General features: G+C 66.6%; 14 protein-coding genes and 1 pseudogene. 6 read left to right on the forward strand and 9 right to left on the reverse strand.

Translation table 11 applies throughout. The annotated features are described in order from the left end of the window. Positions 1–12 precede the first annotated feature (12 nt). Positions 13–2,493, forward strand: coding sequence for an ABC transporter permease (locus NMQ14_RS12180; RefSeq protein ID WP_257096522.1), 2,481 nt, complete (start codon positions 13–15; stop codon positions 2,491–2,493). A 6-nt stretch (positions 2,494–2,499) separates the two neighbouring features. On the opposite strand, the gene NMQ14_RS12185 is transcribed toward NMQ14_RS12180, so the two are convergent. The 5 genes from NMQ14_RS12185 to NMQ14_RS12205 form a co-directional block, all read right to left on the reverse strand. Then, positions 2,500–2,886 carry a hypothetical protein gene (locus NMQ14_RS12185; RefSeq protein ID WP_257096524.1) on the reverse strand — a complete coding sequence of 129 codons (387 nt, stop codon included), beginning with the start codon at positions 2,884–2,886 and terminating at the stop codon, positions 2,500–2,502. A 1-nt stretch (position 2,887) separates the two neighbouring features. Next, positions 2,888–3,220, reverse strand: coding sequence for a heavy-metal-associated domain-containing protein (locus NMQ14_RS12190; RefSeq protein ID WP_257096526.1), 333 nt, complete (start codon positions 3,218–3,220; stop codon positions 2,888–2,890). A 17-nt stretch (positions 3,221–3,237) separates the two neighbouring features. Further along, entirely contained in the window at positions 3,238–3,942 is a 705-nt protein-coding gene (locus NMQ14_RS12195; protein WP_257096528.1) for a hypothetical protein, read from the reverse strand. A gap of 58 nt (positions 3,943–4,000) precedes the next feature. Continuing rightward, positions 4,001–4,357 (reverse strand): hypothetical protein, encoded by a 357-nt coding sequence (locus NMQ14_RS12200; protein ID WP_257096530.1) that lies wholly within the window; start codon positions 4,355–4,357, stop codon positions 4,001–4,003. A 113-nt stretch (positions 4,358–4,470) separates the two neighbouring features. Beyond that, positions 4,471–5,754, reverse strand: coding sequence for an EAL domain-containing protein (locus NMQ14_RS12205; RefSeq protein ID WP_257096532.1), 1,284 nt, complete (start codon positions 5,752–5,754; stop codon positions 4,471–4,473). Between the two features lie 200 nt (positions 5,755–5,954). On the opposite strand from NMQ14_RS12205, the gene NMQ14_RS12210 reads away from it, so the two are divergent. From NMQ14_RS12210 to NMQ14_RS12225, 4 genes are all read left to right on the forward strand, one after another. Then, a complete protein-coding gene (locus NMQ14_RS12210; protein WP_257096534.1) occupies positions 5,955–6,893 on the forward strand; it encodes an AEC family transporter in 939 nt (312 codons plus the stop codon). Between the two features lie 109 nt (positions 6,894–7,002). Beyond that, positions 7,003–8,190: an FAD-binding domain-containing protein gene (locus tag NMQ14_RS12215; protein ID WP_257096536.1), complete on the forward strand. Its 1,188-nt coding sequence runs from the start codon at positions 7,003–7,005 to the stop codon at positions 8,188–8,190. Between the two features lie 5 nt (positions 8,191–8,195). Next, positions 8,196–8,651: a DUF3429 domain-containing protein gene (locus NMQ14_RS12220; RefSeq protein WP_257081161.1), complete on the forward strand. Its 456-nt coding sequence runs from the start codon at positions 8,196–8,198 to the stop codon at positions 8,649–8,651. Between the two features lie 7 nt (positions 8,652–8,658). Next, positions 8,659–10,209, forward strand: a complete 1,551-nt coding sequence (locus NMQ14_RS12225) for a cryptochrome/deoxyribodipyrimidine photo-lyase family protein (RefSeq protein WP_257096538.1) — start codon at positions 8,659–8,661, stop codon at positions 10,207–10,209. Positions 10,210–10,252: 43 nt separating this feature from the next. On the opposite strand, the pseudogene NMQ14_RS12230 reads toward NMQ14_RS12225, so the two are convergent. From NMQ14_RS12230 to NMQ14_RS12245, 4 genes and pseudogenes are all read right to left on the reverse strand, one after another. Further along, positions 10,253–11,407, reverse strand: a pseudogene (locus tag NMQ14_RS12230) (PLP-dependent aspartate aminotransferase family protein); the annotation flags it as partial. A gap of 54 nt (positions 11,408–11,461) precedes the next feature. Beyond that, positions 11,462–12,355 carry an adenylate/guanylate cyclase domain-containing protein gene (locus NMQ14_RS12235; RefSeq protein ID WP_257096540.1) on the reverse strand — a complete coding sequence of 298 codons (894 nt, stop codon included), beginning with the start codon at positions 12,353–12,355 and terminating at the stop codon, positions 11,462–11,464. A 6-nt stretch (positions 12,356–12,361) separates the two neighbouring features. After that, entirely contained in the window at positions 12,362–13,357 is a 996-nt protein-coding gene (locus NMQ14_RS12240) for a CoA ester lyase (protein ID WP_257096542.1), read from the reverse strand. Between the two features lie 69 nt (positions 13,358–13,426). Continuing rightward, positions 13,427–14,419 carry a malate dehydrogenase gene (locus NMQ14_RS12245; protein ID WP_069037599.1) on the reverse strand — a complete coding sequence of 331 codons (993 nt, stop codon included), beginning with the start codon at positions 14,417–14,419 and terminating at the stop codon, positions 13,427–13,429. A 221-nt stretch (positions 14,420–14,640) separates the two neighbouring features. Here NMQ14_RS12245 and NMQ14_RS12250 point away from each other — a divergent pair, with 221 nt between their 5' ends. After that, a complete protein-coding gene (locus NMQ14_RS12250) occupies positions 14,641–15,369 on the forward strand; it encodes a GntR family transcriptional regulator (protein ID WP_257096545.1) in 729 nt (242 codons plus the stop codon). The last annotated feature ends 45 nt before the right edge of the window (positions 15,370–15,414 follow it).

Consider the following 15,414-nt stretch of genomic DNA (forward strand, 5'->3'; position numbering starts at 1 on the left):
AGAAAGCACCCTATGAAAGCTGACCTGATGTTTGCCGCGCGCATGGCGCTGCGCGATTTCCGCGCCGGCGAGCTGCGCATCCTGCTGGTGGCGCTGCTGCTCGCGGTGGCCGCACTGACCTCGGTGTCCTTCTTCACCGATCGCGTGTCGCGTTCGGTGGTCAGCGAAGCCAACCAGCTGCTCGGCGGCGATCTGCTGGTCGCCTCGCGCGACCCGGTGCCCGACGCCTATGCAGACGAGGCGCGCTCGCGCGGTCTGCGCGCCGTCAATACCTGGAGCTTCACCAGCATGGCGTCGAGCACCGATGGCGCCCAGCTGGTCGGGGTCAAGGTGGTGTCCGACGGTTACCCGCTGCGCGGCAAGCTGCGCATTGCTCCGGCACTCAATGCGCCGGACGCGGAAACCCGTTCACTGCCCGCACCGGGCACCGTGTGGCTGGACGAACGCGCGACCAGCGCGCTGGGCGTGCGCACCGGCGACACCCTGACGCTGGGCCAGCTCACGCTGCAGGTGGCTGCGGTGCTCACGTTCGAGTCCGACCGCGGCGCCAGCTTCTTCGCCATCGTGCCCCGACTCATGCTCAACGCGGCCGACCTGCCGGCGAGCGGGCTGATCCAGCCGGGCAGTCGCATCAGTTACCGGCTGCATCTGGCGGGTGAAGATGCCGTCGTGCGCAGCTATGCGTCATGGCTCAAGCCGAAGTTGACGGCGGGCGAAAAGATCGAAACCGTCGATGAGGCCCAGCCCGAGGTGCGCGGAGCGCTCGACCGGGCGCAGAAATTCCTGCGTCTGGCGGCCATGCTGGCGGTGGTGTTCGCCGCGGTGGCGGTCGGCCTGTCGGCGCGTCGATACATGCAGCGGCATCTGGATGGCTGTGCGGTGATGCGCTGCCTGGGCGCCACGCAGGCGCGGCTGACGCGGCTTTTCCTGATCGAATTCGTGCTGGTCGGCATCGTGGCCTGTGCCGCCGGGTGTGCGGTCGGTTACGTGACCCAGTTCGGCGTCGAAGCGCTGCTGGCCGGGCTGTTCGTCTCGAAGCTGCCACAGCCGGGGCCGCTGCCGCTGGTGTACGGCTTTGCAGTCGGCATGACGCTGATGCTGGGCTTCGTCTGGCCGCAGCTGCTGCGCCTGCGCCGGGTGTCGACGCTGCGCGTGCTGCGCCGCGAATGGGACGAAACCGACCGCATTTCATGGGGTGCATACGCCTTCGGTCTGGCCTGCCTGTCGGCGTTGATCGTGCTGATGGCGGGTGATGTGACGCTCGGTCTGGTGGTGGTCGGCGGGTTCGTCATCGCCTGCGGGGTCTATGCGGCCGTGGCCTGGCTCGCGCTGGCCGCCGTGGCGCGGCTGCGCGGCGGCACGGCCGGCGGCTGGCGCTACGGCCTGGCCAGCCTGACCCGGCGCCGCGCTGCGTCGGTCATGCAGATCGCCGCGCTCGGACTGGGTCTGACGGCCGTCCTGCTGCTGGTGATCGTACGCGGCGACCTGCTCGATGCGTGGCACAACCGGCTGCCGGCCGATGCGCCGAACCGCTTCATCCTGAACATCCAGACCGATCAGCTGGCCGCGGTGCGGGAGGAATTCGCCCGCGCCGGCCTGACACCGCCGGAACTGCTGCCGATGGCGCGTGCCCGGCTGGCCGCGATCAACGGCAAGCCGGCGTCGCCCGACAACTACGACTCGATGCGGGCGCAGCGCCTGGTCGAGCGCGAATTCAACCTGTCCTGGTCGGACAGCTTCCAGGTCGGTAACCGCATCGTCGACGGCACCTGGCGGGCCGACCAGCCGGGTTTCTCTGTCGAAGCCGGGCTGGCGAAGGAACTGGGGTTGCGCGTGGGCGACCGGCTGGCCTTCGACATCGCGGGCCAGCGCGTCGAATCGACGATACACAGCCTGCGCGAGCTGGCCTGGGACTCGATGAATGTCAATTTCTTCGTCGTTGCCTCACCCGGCGTGCTGGAGGACTTTCCGGCCAGTTACATCACATCCTTCCACCTGCCGGCGGCCTCGGCCGGCTTCACCAACGAGCTGGTGGCGCGCTTCCCGAACCTGACGGCGATCGACGTCGATGCCGTGGTGCGCCAGTTCCGCGCGCTGATGGACCAGTTGTCGGCGGCCGTCAGCGTGGTGTTCGGCTTCGCGCTGTTGGCCGGCGTGGTCGTGCTCTTCGCGGCCATCGAGGCGACGCATGACGAACGCCGCTTCGAACTGGCGGTGCTGCGCACGCTGGGCGCGCGCAACCGTCAGCTTCGCGCATCGCTGCTGACCGAATTCGCGCTGCTCGGCGCGCTGGCCGGCATGCTGGCCGCCGCGGGCGCGGTCGTGATGACGATGGTGCTGGCGCGCGAAGCCTTCCAGCTGCCCTACGTGCCATCCATCGTCCAGCCGCTGGGCGGCATGCTGTTCAGCACGCTGGCGGTGGTCGGCGCCGGCATGCTCGGCCTGCGTGCGGCGCTGCGCGCACCGGCGCTGGCCAGCCTGCGCGCCGCCTGAGGCCGGTCAAAGCCACAGCGGCGCCACGAAGGCGAAGAACGCGCCGATCGCATACAGCGCAACCGATGCCGCGTACACGCCGGCCGACAGCCGGCGCGCCCGCTGACAGGTGCGTGCGGCCGCCGGGTCGGACGGGCAGGGAAGCGAGCGGGCACGCCACTGCGCAAGGCCTGCCAGCAGCAGCGCCAATGCCGCCCCGCCGAATACCAGCGCCTTGTGTTCCGACAGCCAGATCAGCTGAGGCACATGACCGGTCAGCGTGACCAGGCTGGCGCCGGCGCCGATCGTCACCAGCAGCGCCGGCAGCGCGCAACACACCAGGGTGGAGCTGCTGGTCAGCAGCGACAGCCAGCTCGCGCCCAGTGTGGCGCGCAGACTTTCCGCCGGCTCCATGTCAGCGCGCCTTCAGGCCGGCGCGCAGGCTGTCCAGCGTGTCGGGCACGCGCTCGATGCTTTTCACCAGATAGCCGGCGTCGGTGATCTGCTTGCGCAGCAGGTCGTCGGCAAGGTCCTGCCCGTCCTTGAGACTCAGCGCAACGATCTTGTGCTCCAGACTGACCAGCACGTCGGCGGTCGCGGCGTTGGTGCGCAACTTCTTTTCGATGGCCGAGCCGCAGAAGGCGCAGACCAGACCGTCCACCTGCATCCGGATGGTCTGGGCCGCCCAGGTCTGACCGACGGACAGGGCGCACAGCGACAAGGCAGCAGTGAAGGTACGAATATTCATTTGATATCTCCTTGAATTCAAAATAGAAGCATGACGTTTACGAAGCCGTCGCCGCGATGCTGGCTGTTGACGCTGACACCGACGTCCACCCACCAGCGGCGCTGGAACAGCCGCACCAGCGGGGTGATCTGGGTTGCGTCCGACAGGGTGCTGCGCCGTTCGGCCTGCAGGCCGAACCACAGCGCGATGTCTTCGTAGTCGGCGGCGTAGGGCGCCCACAGCGCCTGGGCGGTGGTGACCGCCTGGGTCTGGCTGCCGGCGTGGTACAGGTGGGTGGACAGCCGGGTGTAGATGCGCCGGGTTTCGTAGTCCATCCAGAAACCGCCATGCACACCGCTGCGGCTGCCGCTGTCGGTGCCACCTTCGTCGTAGGCGCTGCCGCGTGCGGCGAGTGGTCCGCCATATATATATGCATTGGCGATGCCGTCCCGGCCGTAGTGGCGATGCACCAGCCAGTTGGCCTGCAGCGTGGTGTAACGGCGTTCGATGCTTTCGTCGTCCGACAGGTAGCGCGACTGGCCGGCGGCCACCGACAGGTCGGCGCGGAAGCCGTGCGCCACTTCGGCCATCTGGGCGTCGGGTGACGCAGTGAACATGAACATCGTGATGTCGCGCGGAATGAAGAAACCAGCGTGCGCCTGGCCGGCGAGCGCAGTGAGCGCAAGGGCGGCCAGCGTACGCGAGCGGAAGTCGCGCGCGGGCGAACCCGATGGATCGAGCATGATGAACTCCTGAACGTTGAACAACGGCTGCGACGCGCAGGCGTCGCGATCGGCGTGTTCAGCCGTGTCTGGGCGGACGTTCGGGAGGAAGTGGCGTATGCGACGACCGGTCGGGCGCGGGCTGTGCGCTGACCCGGTCAATTGCCGCCGGACAATGTGTGGCGCCAGTCATCGGCAGCGCGATCGCGTGGGCAGCAGCGCACTGCGCACCGCACTGTCCATCATTCGGGCAGTCGTCGGACACGTCGACCGCACTGTGGCAATCATGGCCGGACATGGCGTCATCCATGGCGGCATCGAGCTGCACCTGCCCGGGCATCGCCGGATCGGCGAGTGCGCAACGAACCTGGCACTGCAGCGCGAACGCCTGCAGCGGCACGGCGCCGACCAGGATCAGCAGGACCAGGGTCCGCATCCAGGGGCGCATCAGGTTGGAAAATGCATTCATCGGAAAAAGGTAACACGGCAACGACGTTGAAGACAGGTCGCGCGTGCGACGGTTCAATCGTGTCGCGGCGTCCCGGTGCGTCAGACCACCTGCGGCCAGTGCAGGTCGCCGCACAGCACGCGCAATTCGTCATCCCAGTCGCGATAGGCGACCGATACGGTGACGCACAGCACGCCGGATGAAATCGACAGGTAGGGACGGGTGACCTGCACCTTGCCCAGATTGTCGACCGCGCGCCGGAAGTAAGGGCGGCGCGACCAGCGGGCGTGGCGGTTGATCGACAGCGCGCGGTACTGGCTTTCTTCAGGGCCGGCGGAATGGGCAGGACGCACATTGCGGCCGACCTGACGGCCCTGCTCATCGAGCAGGAAACAGCAGTCGGCGCGTTCAAGTTGCAGGAAGGCCTGGCAGGCCTCGGCCATCGGCACACCTTCCTCGAGCAGCACGGCGCAGCCGCCCATGGCGTGGATGTAGGGGCCGATCAGTTCGCGGTAACGCTGGGCGCCGGTGCCGCGCGTGGTGTTGAAGCGGTCCCACAGCGCATTGATCACCGGGCTCACTTCGCGCGTATCGATTGGCGCGGCGGCCGGCATGGCGAAATAGAAGCCCTGCACGAAATCGATGTCCGAATCGAATGCGGCCAGGGCCTGCGCTTCGGTTTCGACACCTTCGAGCAGCACCAGCGAGCCGGCTTCGTGGATAAGGCTGACGATCTGCGGCAGCAGGCGACGGGCCGACGGATCATCCACCGACTTGATCGCGAAGGAACGGTCGAGCTTGACGATTTCCGGCTGCAGCGACCAGATGCGATCGAAATTTGAATGGCCGGCGCCGAAGTCGTCGAGCGCAATCATGCAGCCCATTTCGCGCAGGTAGTCGACCGTGCGGGCAAAGCCGGCGTGTTCGGATACGGCTTGCTCCATCACTTCGATGACGATGCGGCGAGCATCGATGTCCGGGTGTTCGCACAACTCGGGCAGGAAGTCCGACAGGTCGCTGTCCGGGCCGCGCCGGAACACTTCCGGATGGATGTTCAGGAACAGCCAGCCGCCGTGAGTATCGTGGGCCGAATGGTTGTTTACGTGCAGATAGCGGCACAGCTGATCGAGATAGCGCAGGTCTTCGTAGCCCGACGTGCTGGCGATGACCCGTCCCGGTGCCACCGGGTTGAGGTCGGCGTCGGCTGCGCGCAGCAGGCCTTCGTGGCCGATGGCGCGGCAGTGCGAGAGGCTGAAGATGGGCTGGAAGTGACTGGTCAGCTTCAAACCCTTGTATCGCGCCGACACGCCACTGGTGCTGTGGACGATGTCGGCTCCGCAGGGCGTTTCGGCCTCCGCTACCACTGCTAACGTTGCTTGGGCCATGAAGGACGCTCGAATGGAGAAGTTAAGTGGTGCTAACGGCAGTGCACCGCGCACTCTTGAATACGTGACCCCGTGATGGCATCAGCGCCCGCTGCTATCCTGCGCGTCGTTCATCCTTCGCAGTTGCCGCCCGCTTCCGTGTTCGAACTCCCTTGTCGTTCGCATTTCACATGCTGCCCGGACTGCCGCGTGGTGCATCCATGAACCCGGCCCTGCAACAGATCCTGCTGGCCGCGCCGCTGTTCGTCCTGGTGTTCGTCGGCTACGCCATCATGAAATGGGGTGGCTGGAACAAGGCCGGCGCCGATGCGCTGGCGAAATTCGTGTTCACCATTGCACTGCCGGCCATGCTGTTCCGCCTGATGAGCGGCTTCGCCAGTCTGCCGCCGGTCGATGCGGGCCTGCTGATTGCCTTTTTCGGTGCCTGCCTGATCGTGTTCGTGATCGGCCGCCTCGTGTCGGCGCGGTTGTTCGGTCTGGACGGCGTGTCGCAGTCGCTGTTCGCGCTGGGGGGCGTGTTTTCCAACAATGTGCTGCTCGGACTGCCGCTGACGCATACGCTGCTCGGCGAGTCGGCCATGCCGTCGGCGGCGCTGGTGGTTGTGTTCAACGCCCTGATCCTGTGGACGCTGGTCACTGTTTCGGTGGAATGGGCGCGCCACGGTGCGCTGACGCTGGCCGGATTCGGCAAGACCGCGCGCGGCGTGCTCACGAACCCGCTGGTGGCCGCGATTCTCGCCGGTACGCTGTTCGGTCTGAGCGGACTGACGCTGCCCGGGCTGATCGATCAGCCGCTGAAAATGCTGGCCGACGCCGCGCTGCCGCTGTCGCTGATTGCGCTCGGCATGGGGCTGGCCGAATTCGGTGTGCGCTCGCACTGGCGGCAGAGCGCGTCGATCAGCGTGCTCAAGCTGGGTCTGCATCCGCTGATCGTCTGGGGACTGGCGGTGGCGCTGGGCCTTCCCGAAACTGAAACGCGCACCGTCGTGCTGCTCGCCTCGCTGTCGGTCGGTGCCAACGTCTATCTGATGTCGCGCCAGTTCCAGGTCATGCAGGGCCCGGTGGCCGGCAGCCTTCTGATATCGACCGCACTGGCCGCCGTGACGACGCCTCTGATGCTCGCGCTGGTCAGCCGATAGGCCCCCGCGCCGGCTTGGTCCGGTTGTCTGAGTCCTGCCCTGCGACAGCGGGATTTTTTACCGCTTCTTCGGGTCTGTGTCCTCAGATGACACAGGTGAACACCCCGACATGACAGACCTTTTTTCCGACCCGCACTTTGCCGACGCCACCGGCGGCGTGGCCGACTTTCCGGCGTCCGTCGCTGCGGCACTGGCACGCATCGACGCCATCCAGCCGATGACGTACGCCCGCACGCGCAACCACATCGATGGCGCGGTCAGCCGCGTGTCGCCGTACCTGACGCACGGCTTCGTCGACGTGCCGCAGGTGATCGAGCGCCTGTCGCAGCGCTGCGCGCTGGCGCCGGAAGACAAGATCGTGTTCGAACTGGCGTGGCGCGAGTATTTCCATCACCTATGGCGGCACTGGGGCGACGACATCTTCGAGTCGCGCCGCCCGCCACCTGCCCCGCACTACGCGCCAGCCATGCCGCAGGATGTCGTCGAAGGACGCACCGGTGTGCCGGTGATCGATCAGGCGGTGCGCACGCTGTACCGCACCGGTTATCTGCACAACCATGCCCGGATGTGGCTGGCCAGCTATGTCGTGCATCTGCGCAAGACCGACTGGCGCGCCGGCGCGATGTGGATGTATCGCCACCTGCTCGATGGCGATCTCGCGTCCAATACGTTGTCCTGGCAGTGGGTGGCCGGCACGCTGACCGGCAAGCCCTATCTGTTCAACGCGGAGAACGTGGAGCGCTACGCACCGCAGTGGGCCAGTCGCGATACGGTGCTCGATGCCGGATACGACGCGCTCGACCAGCTTGCCCGTCACGGCGGCGACTGCCGCCCGCACAGCCTGCGTACCGGAGCGATCGACGAGCCGCCGGTGGGTGCCGTGCTGGATCCCGACAACTGGTCGATGCCGCAGGATGACGAGGTGTGGCTGATGCACCCTTGGTCGCTCGGCTGTCCGCCGCAGGGACGGGTGATCGGCTGGATCGAACCGTCGTTCCACGAACGCTTTGCGTGGAACGAGGCGCGCTGGCAGTTCGTGCTAGCCCGGATGCGCGAGGCCTGCGACGGCATCGTCGTCGGCGATGCGAAGACCCTGCATCGGCAGCTCGGCGGTGTGCGGCTGATGACCATGCAGACGTACAACCCGGGCTATCGCGAGGCGATCGCCGAAGCAGGCATGCTGGCCGAACCGGTGGCGCGGCAGTTCGACGACCCGCCGCGCGCCATGCCGTCGTTCACGCGCTTCTGGCAAAACGTGGCGCCGAAAGCCGTGGTGGGCCGGCCCTGGCACCGCTGATGCCCATGAATACCGTACTGAATCCGCTGGCGCGCGCGCCGGCCCGGGTGCTGGGTCTGGCCGGGCTGATCCCGTTCGTCGGCCTGACGGTCGCGATGTATGTCGACGCCGCGCCACGCGGCTGGATTGCCCTGGCCCAGCTGGCCTATGCGGCCACCATCGTCAGTTTCATCGGTGCGCTGCACTGGGGACTGGCGATGCGTGATGCCACGCTCGACCGCGCCGCGCTGTGGCAGGCGCTCGGCTGGGGCGTGCTGCCGTCGCTGCTGGCCTGGCTGGCGCTGCTGGCGCCGCTCGGCACCGGCTTCTGGCTGCTGTGTGCCGCCGTGCCCGCCTGCTGGTGGATGGACGCGCGGCTCGCGCGCACGCTGACGCTCGAACCCTGGTACCTGCAGCTGCGCACGCTGCTCAGCGTCATCGTCACGATCTGCCTCGCCGCGTCGGCACTGGCGTTGCCCTGAACCGGCGATGCAGGTCGTCTGGTTCAAGCGCGACCTGCGCATCACGGATCACGCGCCGCTGCGCGCGGCGGCGCTGGCTGGCCCGGTGCTCGCCCTGTACGTCTACGAAGACGCGCTGCTGGGCGCGCCCGATGCAGATGCCCGTCACCTTGGCTTCCTGAACGAAGCACTCGATGAGCTCGACGCCGCGCTCGCGGACATCGGCCTGCGTCTGCTGCGCCTGCGCGGCGCGCTGCCCGGGGTGTTCGATGCGCTGCATCGCGGCCAACGCATCGCAGGGCTGTGGAGCCATGAAGAGACCGGCAATGCGTCGAGCTTTGCCAGGGACCGCGCGGTGGCTGCATGGTGCCGTGCCCAGGGGGTTCCGTGGCGCGAGTTTCCCAATGGTGCGGTGGTCCGGCGTCTGCGCGATCGCGACGAGTGGTCCGCGCACTGGATGACGGTCATGCGCCCGGCGCCGGCCGGCCCGCCGCCGCGCATCACACCGGCGAGGCTGGCTGGCATGATGTGTGTGGCGCCGCCGGACGCCGCGGCGATCGGCCTGGCATCGCGCGACATCGACGGGCGTCAGCGCGCGGGCAGGGCGCGGGCGCTGAATGAACTCGATCAGTTTCTCGATGAGCGCGTGCTGCGCTACCGGCGCGGCATGTCCAGCCCGCTGTCGGCCGGCGACGATTGCTCGCGCCTGTCGCCGCATCTGGCCCTGGGTATCGTGTCGTTGCGCGAGGTGGTGCATGCGGTGTGGCGTGCGCGTTCCAGCTGGCTGGCTCGTGCCCACGTTCCGCAGGCTGCGGCGGCGCTGGCCGGCCTGAAGTCGTTCGAAAGCCGGCTGCACTGGCACTGTCACTTTATGCAGAAGCTGGAATCCGAACCGGAGATCGAATTCCACCCGGTGAATCGTCTGTACGAAGGGCTGCGCGAGGCGGACTTTTCGGCTGCCCGCCACGCCGCGTGGTGCCGTGGCGAAACCGGCTATCCGTTCATCGATGCCTGCATGCGCTCGCTCGCTGCCACCGGCTGGATCAATTTCCGCATGCGCGCCATGCTGATCGCGTTTTCGTCCTATCAGCTGTGGAATCACTGGCGCGAGCCTGCATTGCATCTGGCGCGCCTGTTCACCGACTACGAACCGGGCATCCATTACCCGCAGGTGCAGATGCAGTCCGGCGTGACCGGCATCAACACCCTGCGCATCTACAACCCGGTCAAGCAGCAGATCGATCAGGACCCGAAAGGCATTTTCGTTCGCCGCTGGCTGCCGGAACTGGCGCGCGTACCGATCGAATTGCTGGCCGAACCGTGGCGCATGACGCCGGATGAGCAGATGCGGGCGGGTTGCGTGATCGGCCGCGACTATCCGGCGCCGGTGGTCGAGCACCTCGCTGCCGCCCGCGCGGCGCGCGATGCGGTGTGGTCGGTTCGCCGCCTGCCGGAGGCCGGTGCCGAAGCGCGCCGCGTATTCGTGCAGCACGGCAGCCGCAACCCCGATCGCGAAGGCGTGCGTCGCCGTCGCAAGGCGAAGGCCGATGACGGCGGCCAGATGGGCTTCGGGTTCTAGGGCAAGTCACGCACCTGCACCAGGCGTCGCCCAGTGCCTGCTGCAGATCCGCGATCAGGTCATCGGCGTCTTCGATGCCGATGGACAGCCGCAGCATCGCGTCCGGAATGCCGCGTCGGGCGCGCTCTTCCGGTGCGAGGCCGTGATGGGTGGTGGTGCACGGCTGGGTGACCAGACTTTCGACGCCGCCCAGGCTGGGCGCCAGCCTGATCAGGCGCAGGCGGTCGGCGACGCGGGTGGCTTCGCTGCCGTCGCCGCGCACGACGATGCTCAACATGCCGCCGAAGCCGTCCATCTGCGCCTTCGCCAGTCTGTGGCCCGGCGCTTCCGGCAGGCCCGGGTAATGCACGCGAGCGATCTTCGGGTGACGCGCCACGGCCTCGGCCACCGCCAGCGCACTGGCATTGTGCTGACGCACGCGCACGACCAGCGTGCGCAGGCTGCGCGACAGCAGCGCGGCGGTTTCCGGTGACGGCACGGTGCCGAGGTTCTTGCGCCAGGCCCACACCGGTTCGAGCAGCGCCTTGCTGCCCATCAGGACGCCGGCGGTGAGATCGCTGTGACCGCCCAGATATTTGGTCGCGCTGTGCATCACGAGGTCCGCGCCCAGTTCCAGCGGACGCTGGTTCACCGGCGAGGCGAAGGTGTTGTCGATGGCGACCAGCGCACCGTGCGCATGCGCCTTGCCGGCCATGGCGCGGATATCGACGATGTCCAGCGTCGGATTGGTCGGCGTTTCGAAGAACACCAGCTTCACGCCGTCTGCGAGCAGGGCATCCAGCCTGTCACCCTCATTGCCCAGGATGCAGTACGTGCGCAGCCCGAGACCGGGCAACTGCTGGCCCAGCAGTTCCAGCGTGCCGCCATAGGCGTCACCGACGCAGACGATGCCTGCGCGGCCGTGCGTCAGGAACAGCGCGCTCAGCGCCGCCATGCCGGAAGAGAACACCCACGCGGCCTCGGCCGACTCGAGACCGGCGAGCGTCTCCTCCAGCGCGTAGATCGTCGGGTTCAGCCCGTAACGCGTGTACAGCCCGCCGCGCGTGCGGCCGTCGATCACATCGAGCAGGTCGGCCGTCGAACCGAAACCGAAGGTGGTGGTGTTGTAGATCGGCGGGTAGGGACTACCGTAGGCGTCATCGGCGGTGTGGCCGTGAATCGCACGGGTGGCGAGAAGATACTTTCGGGCGTGGTCCATCAAAGACTTCCAATCTGCACAAGTCGCTGAGGATACGCCGCAGGTTCGGTGCGATCAGCCGAGGCAGAAGAACTCGACCACGTCGCTCGCCGCGCTGCGTGGCGAGCCGAAAGCCAGCCAGCCGTGGCCGTCGATGACCACTTCTTCGCGGGTCAGCGCGAATTCCTGCCGGCCTTCGATGGTGACGAAGGTGCCGTTGCTCGAGCGGTCGGTCAGCACGAAGCGGTCGCGCCTGAATTCGAGGTCGCAGTGCTGGCGCGAAGCGCGCGCGTCCTTGATGCCGATGTCGACATCGATGTCGCGCCCCATGCGCAGCCGCGGGTGTTCATCGCCGAGCAGCCAGACGCGGCCGCCGTGATAGACGCGCATTTCGACCCGGCCGCTGCTCATCGTCAGGCCGCCGATCTGGGTGACGTGGTCGGAATGCTCGCAGCGCATCTCGCACAGTTCGACCGAGCGCGCGACGCCCTTCACGACGCGCGGCGGCAGCGGGCGGATTTTCGGTTGCCAGTGTTCGCTCAGCCGCACGGCGGCTTCGGTCGATACGATGGCGCGGCCATGGCTGGCCAGTTCCGAAAGTCGGGCCGCTATGTTCACCGACTCGCCATAGATGTCGTTGCCCGATTCGACCACCGGACCGAAGTGGAAGCCGGTGCGCACGCCGAGTGAAAAGTGCTTGGCCAGCGGCAGACCGTCGATGTCGCGGTGAATGGCTAGCGTCGTTTCAGCAGCGTGGTCGCAGGCGCGGAAAATCGCCAGCAGACCGTCGCCGGTCATCTTTATGACGGTGCCGGAACTGCCGATCACCGAATCGCACATGGTGCGCAGGCAGCGGTCGATCAGCGCGAACGCGGCCGTGTCGCCCATGCGTTCGTAAAGCTGGGTGCTGCCGACCAGATCGGCAAACAGCACGGCACATTCACGGGTACGGGGCGGGCTGGTCGGCATCTGGGGTCAGAAAAAACGGTGTCGCATCGCATCCGGCAGGGCCATGCCGGTGGCGTGGGCACGTGCCAGCAACTCCCAGTAGTAGCGGTAGGACGCACGATCGTGCAGCGTGTCGCGGTGGCGCGTCGGCCCCCAGCTCGCGTCCTGTGCCGCGCACAGGATGGCGATCGCGTCTTCGACTTCGCTGAAATCCGGTCGCATGGCGCTCAGGATAGGCTCGATCTGGTTCGGATGGATGCTCCACATGCGCATGAAGCCGAAATCGTGGCGCGCCTGTTCGGCGTCGCGCCGGATGTACTCGATGTCGCGGATTTCGGTGGTGACGTTGTGCGTAGGCACCACCCCGCACCCATGCGCCGCGGCGGCGATTTCGCACTTGGCGCGCACGATGATCGGGTGCTCGAACTGCTTCGGGCTTTTCATCGCGTCGCCCGGCAGCGCGCCATGGTGGGCGCTGACGAAATCCATCAGCCCGAGATCGAGCGATTCGACGCGATCGAGGCGCGCGATGTCCCACACCTCGCGCAGCGCGCCGTGGCTTTCGATCAGCACATGCACCGGAATCGCGCGCTTCACGCCGGCCAGCGTTTCGCAGGTGCGCAGCCAGTCGAGCTGGGTGCGTACATCGTCGGCGGAGCGCGCCTTGGGCAGCGTGATGAAGGCCAGCCGGTCGCCGGCTTCGCCGACCAGAACATCCATGTCGGCTTTCCACTGCGCATGCGTGACATCGTGGATGCGCACGCCGATCCGCCCGAAAAGGTTGTCGGCATCATTGATGATGGACGCGCACAGCAGGCGGTGTGCGCCTTCGTTGCCGGCCGCGGCACCGTCCTCGCAATCGCAGGTGAGGTCGAACACCGGGCCCCGTTCGCCCTGCAGCGCGAGCGCCTTGCGCATCAGCTTTTCCGAGCCGGCGTAGTGATCGACGGCCGGGAGGATGGGGAAGGCCCGCTCGCCCTGATAGAGGACGTCGCGTGGATGAACCGGCGCGGCTGAGGTCATGCGGGATGTCCGGGCAACAAAAAAGCGGCCACGTTACCGGGCCGCTTCTTCTGTTTCAAGCCTGACGGATCAGAGCAGGTCGGCGACGCCGGCGCGCTCCTCTTCCAGTTCGGCCAGCGTCTTGGCCACATAGGGCTTCGAGAACTCGTCGATTTCCAGGCCCTTGACGATGCTGTACTCGCCGTTGGCGCAGATGCACGGGAAGCCGAAGATCAGGCCTTCCGGAATGCCGTACGAACCATCCGACGGTACACCCATCGTTACCCAGTCGCCATCCGAACCCAGATGCCAGTTGCGCATGTGGTCGATGGCCGCATTGGCGGCCGAGGCGGCCGACGACAGGCCGCGCGCCTCGATGATGGCGGCGCCGCGCTTGCCGACGGTCGGCAGGAAGGTCTTGGCGTTCCACTCCTGGTCGTTCACCAGCTGGGCCACGCTGTCGCCATTCGACGTCGCGAAACGGTAGTCGGCATACATCGTCGGGCTGTGGTTGCCCCACACGGCCATCTTCCTGAACGAAGCCACCGGACGGTTCAGCTTGGTTGCCAGCTGCGACAGCGCACGGTTGTGGTCCAGACGCAGCATGGCGGTGAAATTCTTCGCCGGCACGCGGCCACCCGCCTTGGCAGCGGTCTTCAGCGCGATGTAGGCGTTGGTGTTGCAGGGATTGCCGACCACCAGGATCTTGCAGGTCGGGGCGGCATGCGCGCCGATTGCGGCACCTTGCACGGTGAAGATCTTGGCGTTCTCGGTCAGCAGGTCCTTGCGTTCCATGCCGGGGCCACGCGGACGTGCGCCGACGAGCAGGGCAAAGTCGGCATCCTTGAACGCGACGTTCGGGTCATCGGTGGCGACCATGCCGGCGAGCAGCGGAAACGCGCAGTCGTCCAGTTCCATCATCACGCCGGTCAGCGCCTTCTGGGCCTGCGGCAGGTCGAGCAGTTGAAGGATGACCGGCTGGTCCTTGCCCAGCATTTCGCCGCTGGCAATACGGAACAGCAGGGCATAACCGATTTGACCGGCGGCGCCGGTCACCGCGACGCGGAGGGGCGTCTTTGACATGTGAGTCTCCTGGATGAGGATGGGACGGGTGCGTAAAAATGCGTTGTGCGCGGCAGGATTATGGCCGACCTGCGGTGTTTTGACACACAGCACAAGACAGACGTACCGGAGCGGAACAAGCCGGGTTTCCGGGCGCCTGTCAGCGCGGGAACGATTTATATCATATATAAGACATGAGACACCTTGTAGACGTGATGGGATTTCTGTGCTGAAATTGTTGCATGGCACAGGAATCCCCAACGTTCAGTCCGCTGTATCGCCAGATACGTGTGCTGCTGACCCAGGCGCTGCAGAGCGGCGAATGGCGTCCGGGTGAGTCGATACCGAGCGAAACCGAACTGGCCCAGCGCTTCAGCGTGAGTCAGGGTACGGTGCGCAAGGCCATCGACGAGATGGCGGCCGACAACCTGCTGGTGCGCAAACAAGGCAAGGGGACCTTTGTTGCGACGCATCACGATCCGCGTGCCTTCTTCCGTTTTCTCCGCCTCGCTCCGATCAACGGCAGCATCGAAACATCACAGAGCGTGCCGCTCGAATGCTGGCGGGCCCGCGCAGGCCAGGAAGTGGCCCGCACGCTCGACGTCGAGGTGGGCTCGCAGATCATCATCGTGCGCCGTTTGCTCAAGTTTGCCGGCAAGCCGGTCGTGATAGACGAAATCTATCTGCGCGGAGACCTGTTCCCCGGGCTGAATCTCGATGTGCTCAAGGAACACCAGGGCTCCCTGTACTCTTTTTTCGAAACGCGCTTCGGCGTGCGCATGGTGCGCGCGGAAGAGCGCTTGCGCGCAGTGCCGGCAGATCGCCAGAGCGCCGAATATCTCGAGGTGCAGGAAAACACGCCGCTGCTGTCGGTCGAGCGTGTCGCCTATACCTATGATGACGAACCGGTCGAATGGCGGCGTGGCCTGTGCTCCACCGCTGATCACTACTACCTGAACACCCTGAGTTAGCAGAGCCGGCGCAATCCCGTTTCCTGCCACACGATCATTCTAGGA

The sequence above is a fragment of the Methyloversatilis sp. XJ19-13 genome (assembly GCF_024580155.1).
Classification (GTDB): domain Bacteria; phylum Pseudomonadota; class Gammaproteobacteria; order Burkholderiales; family Rhodocyclaceae; genus Methyloversatilis.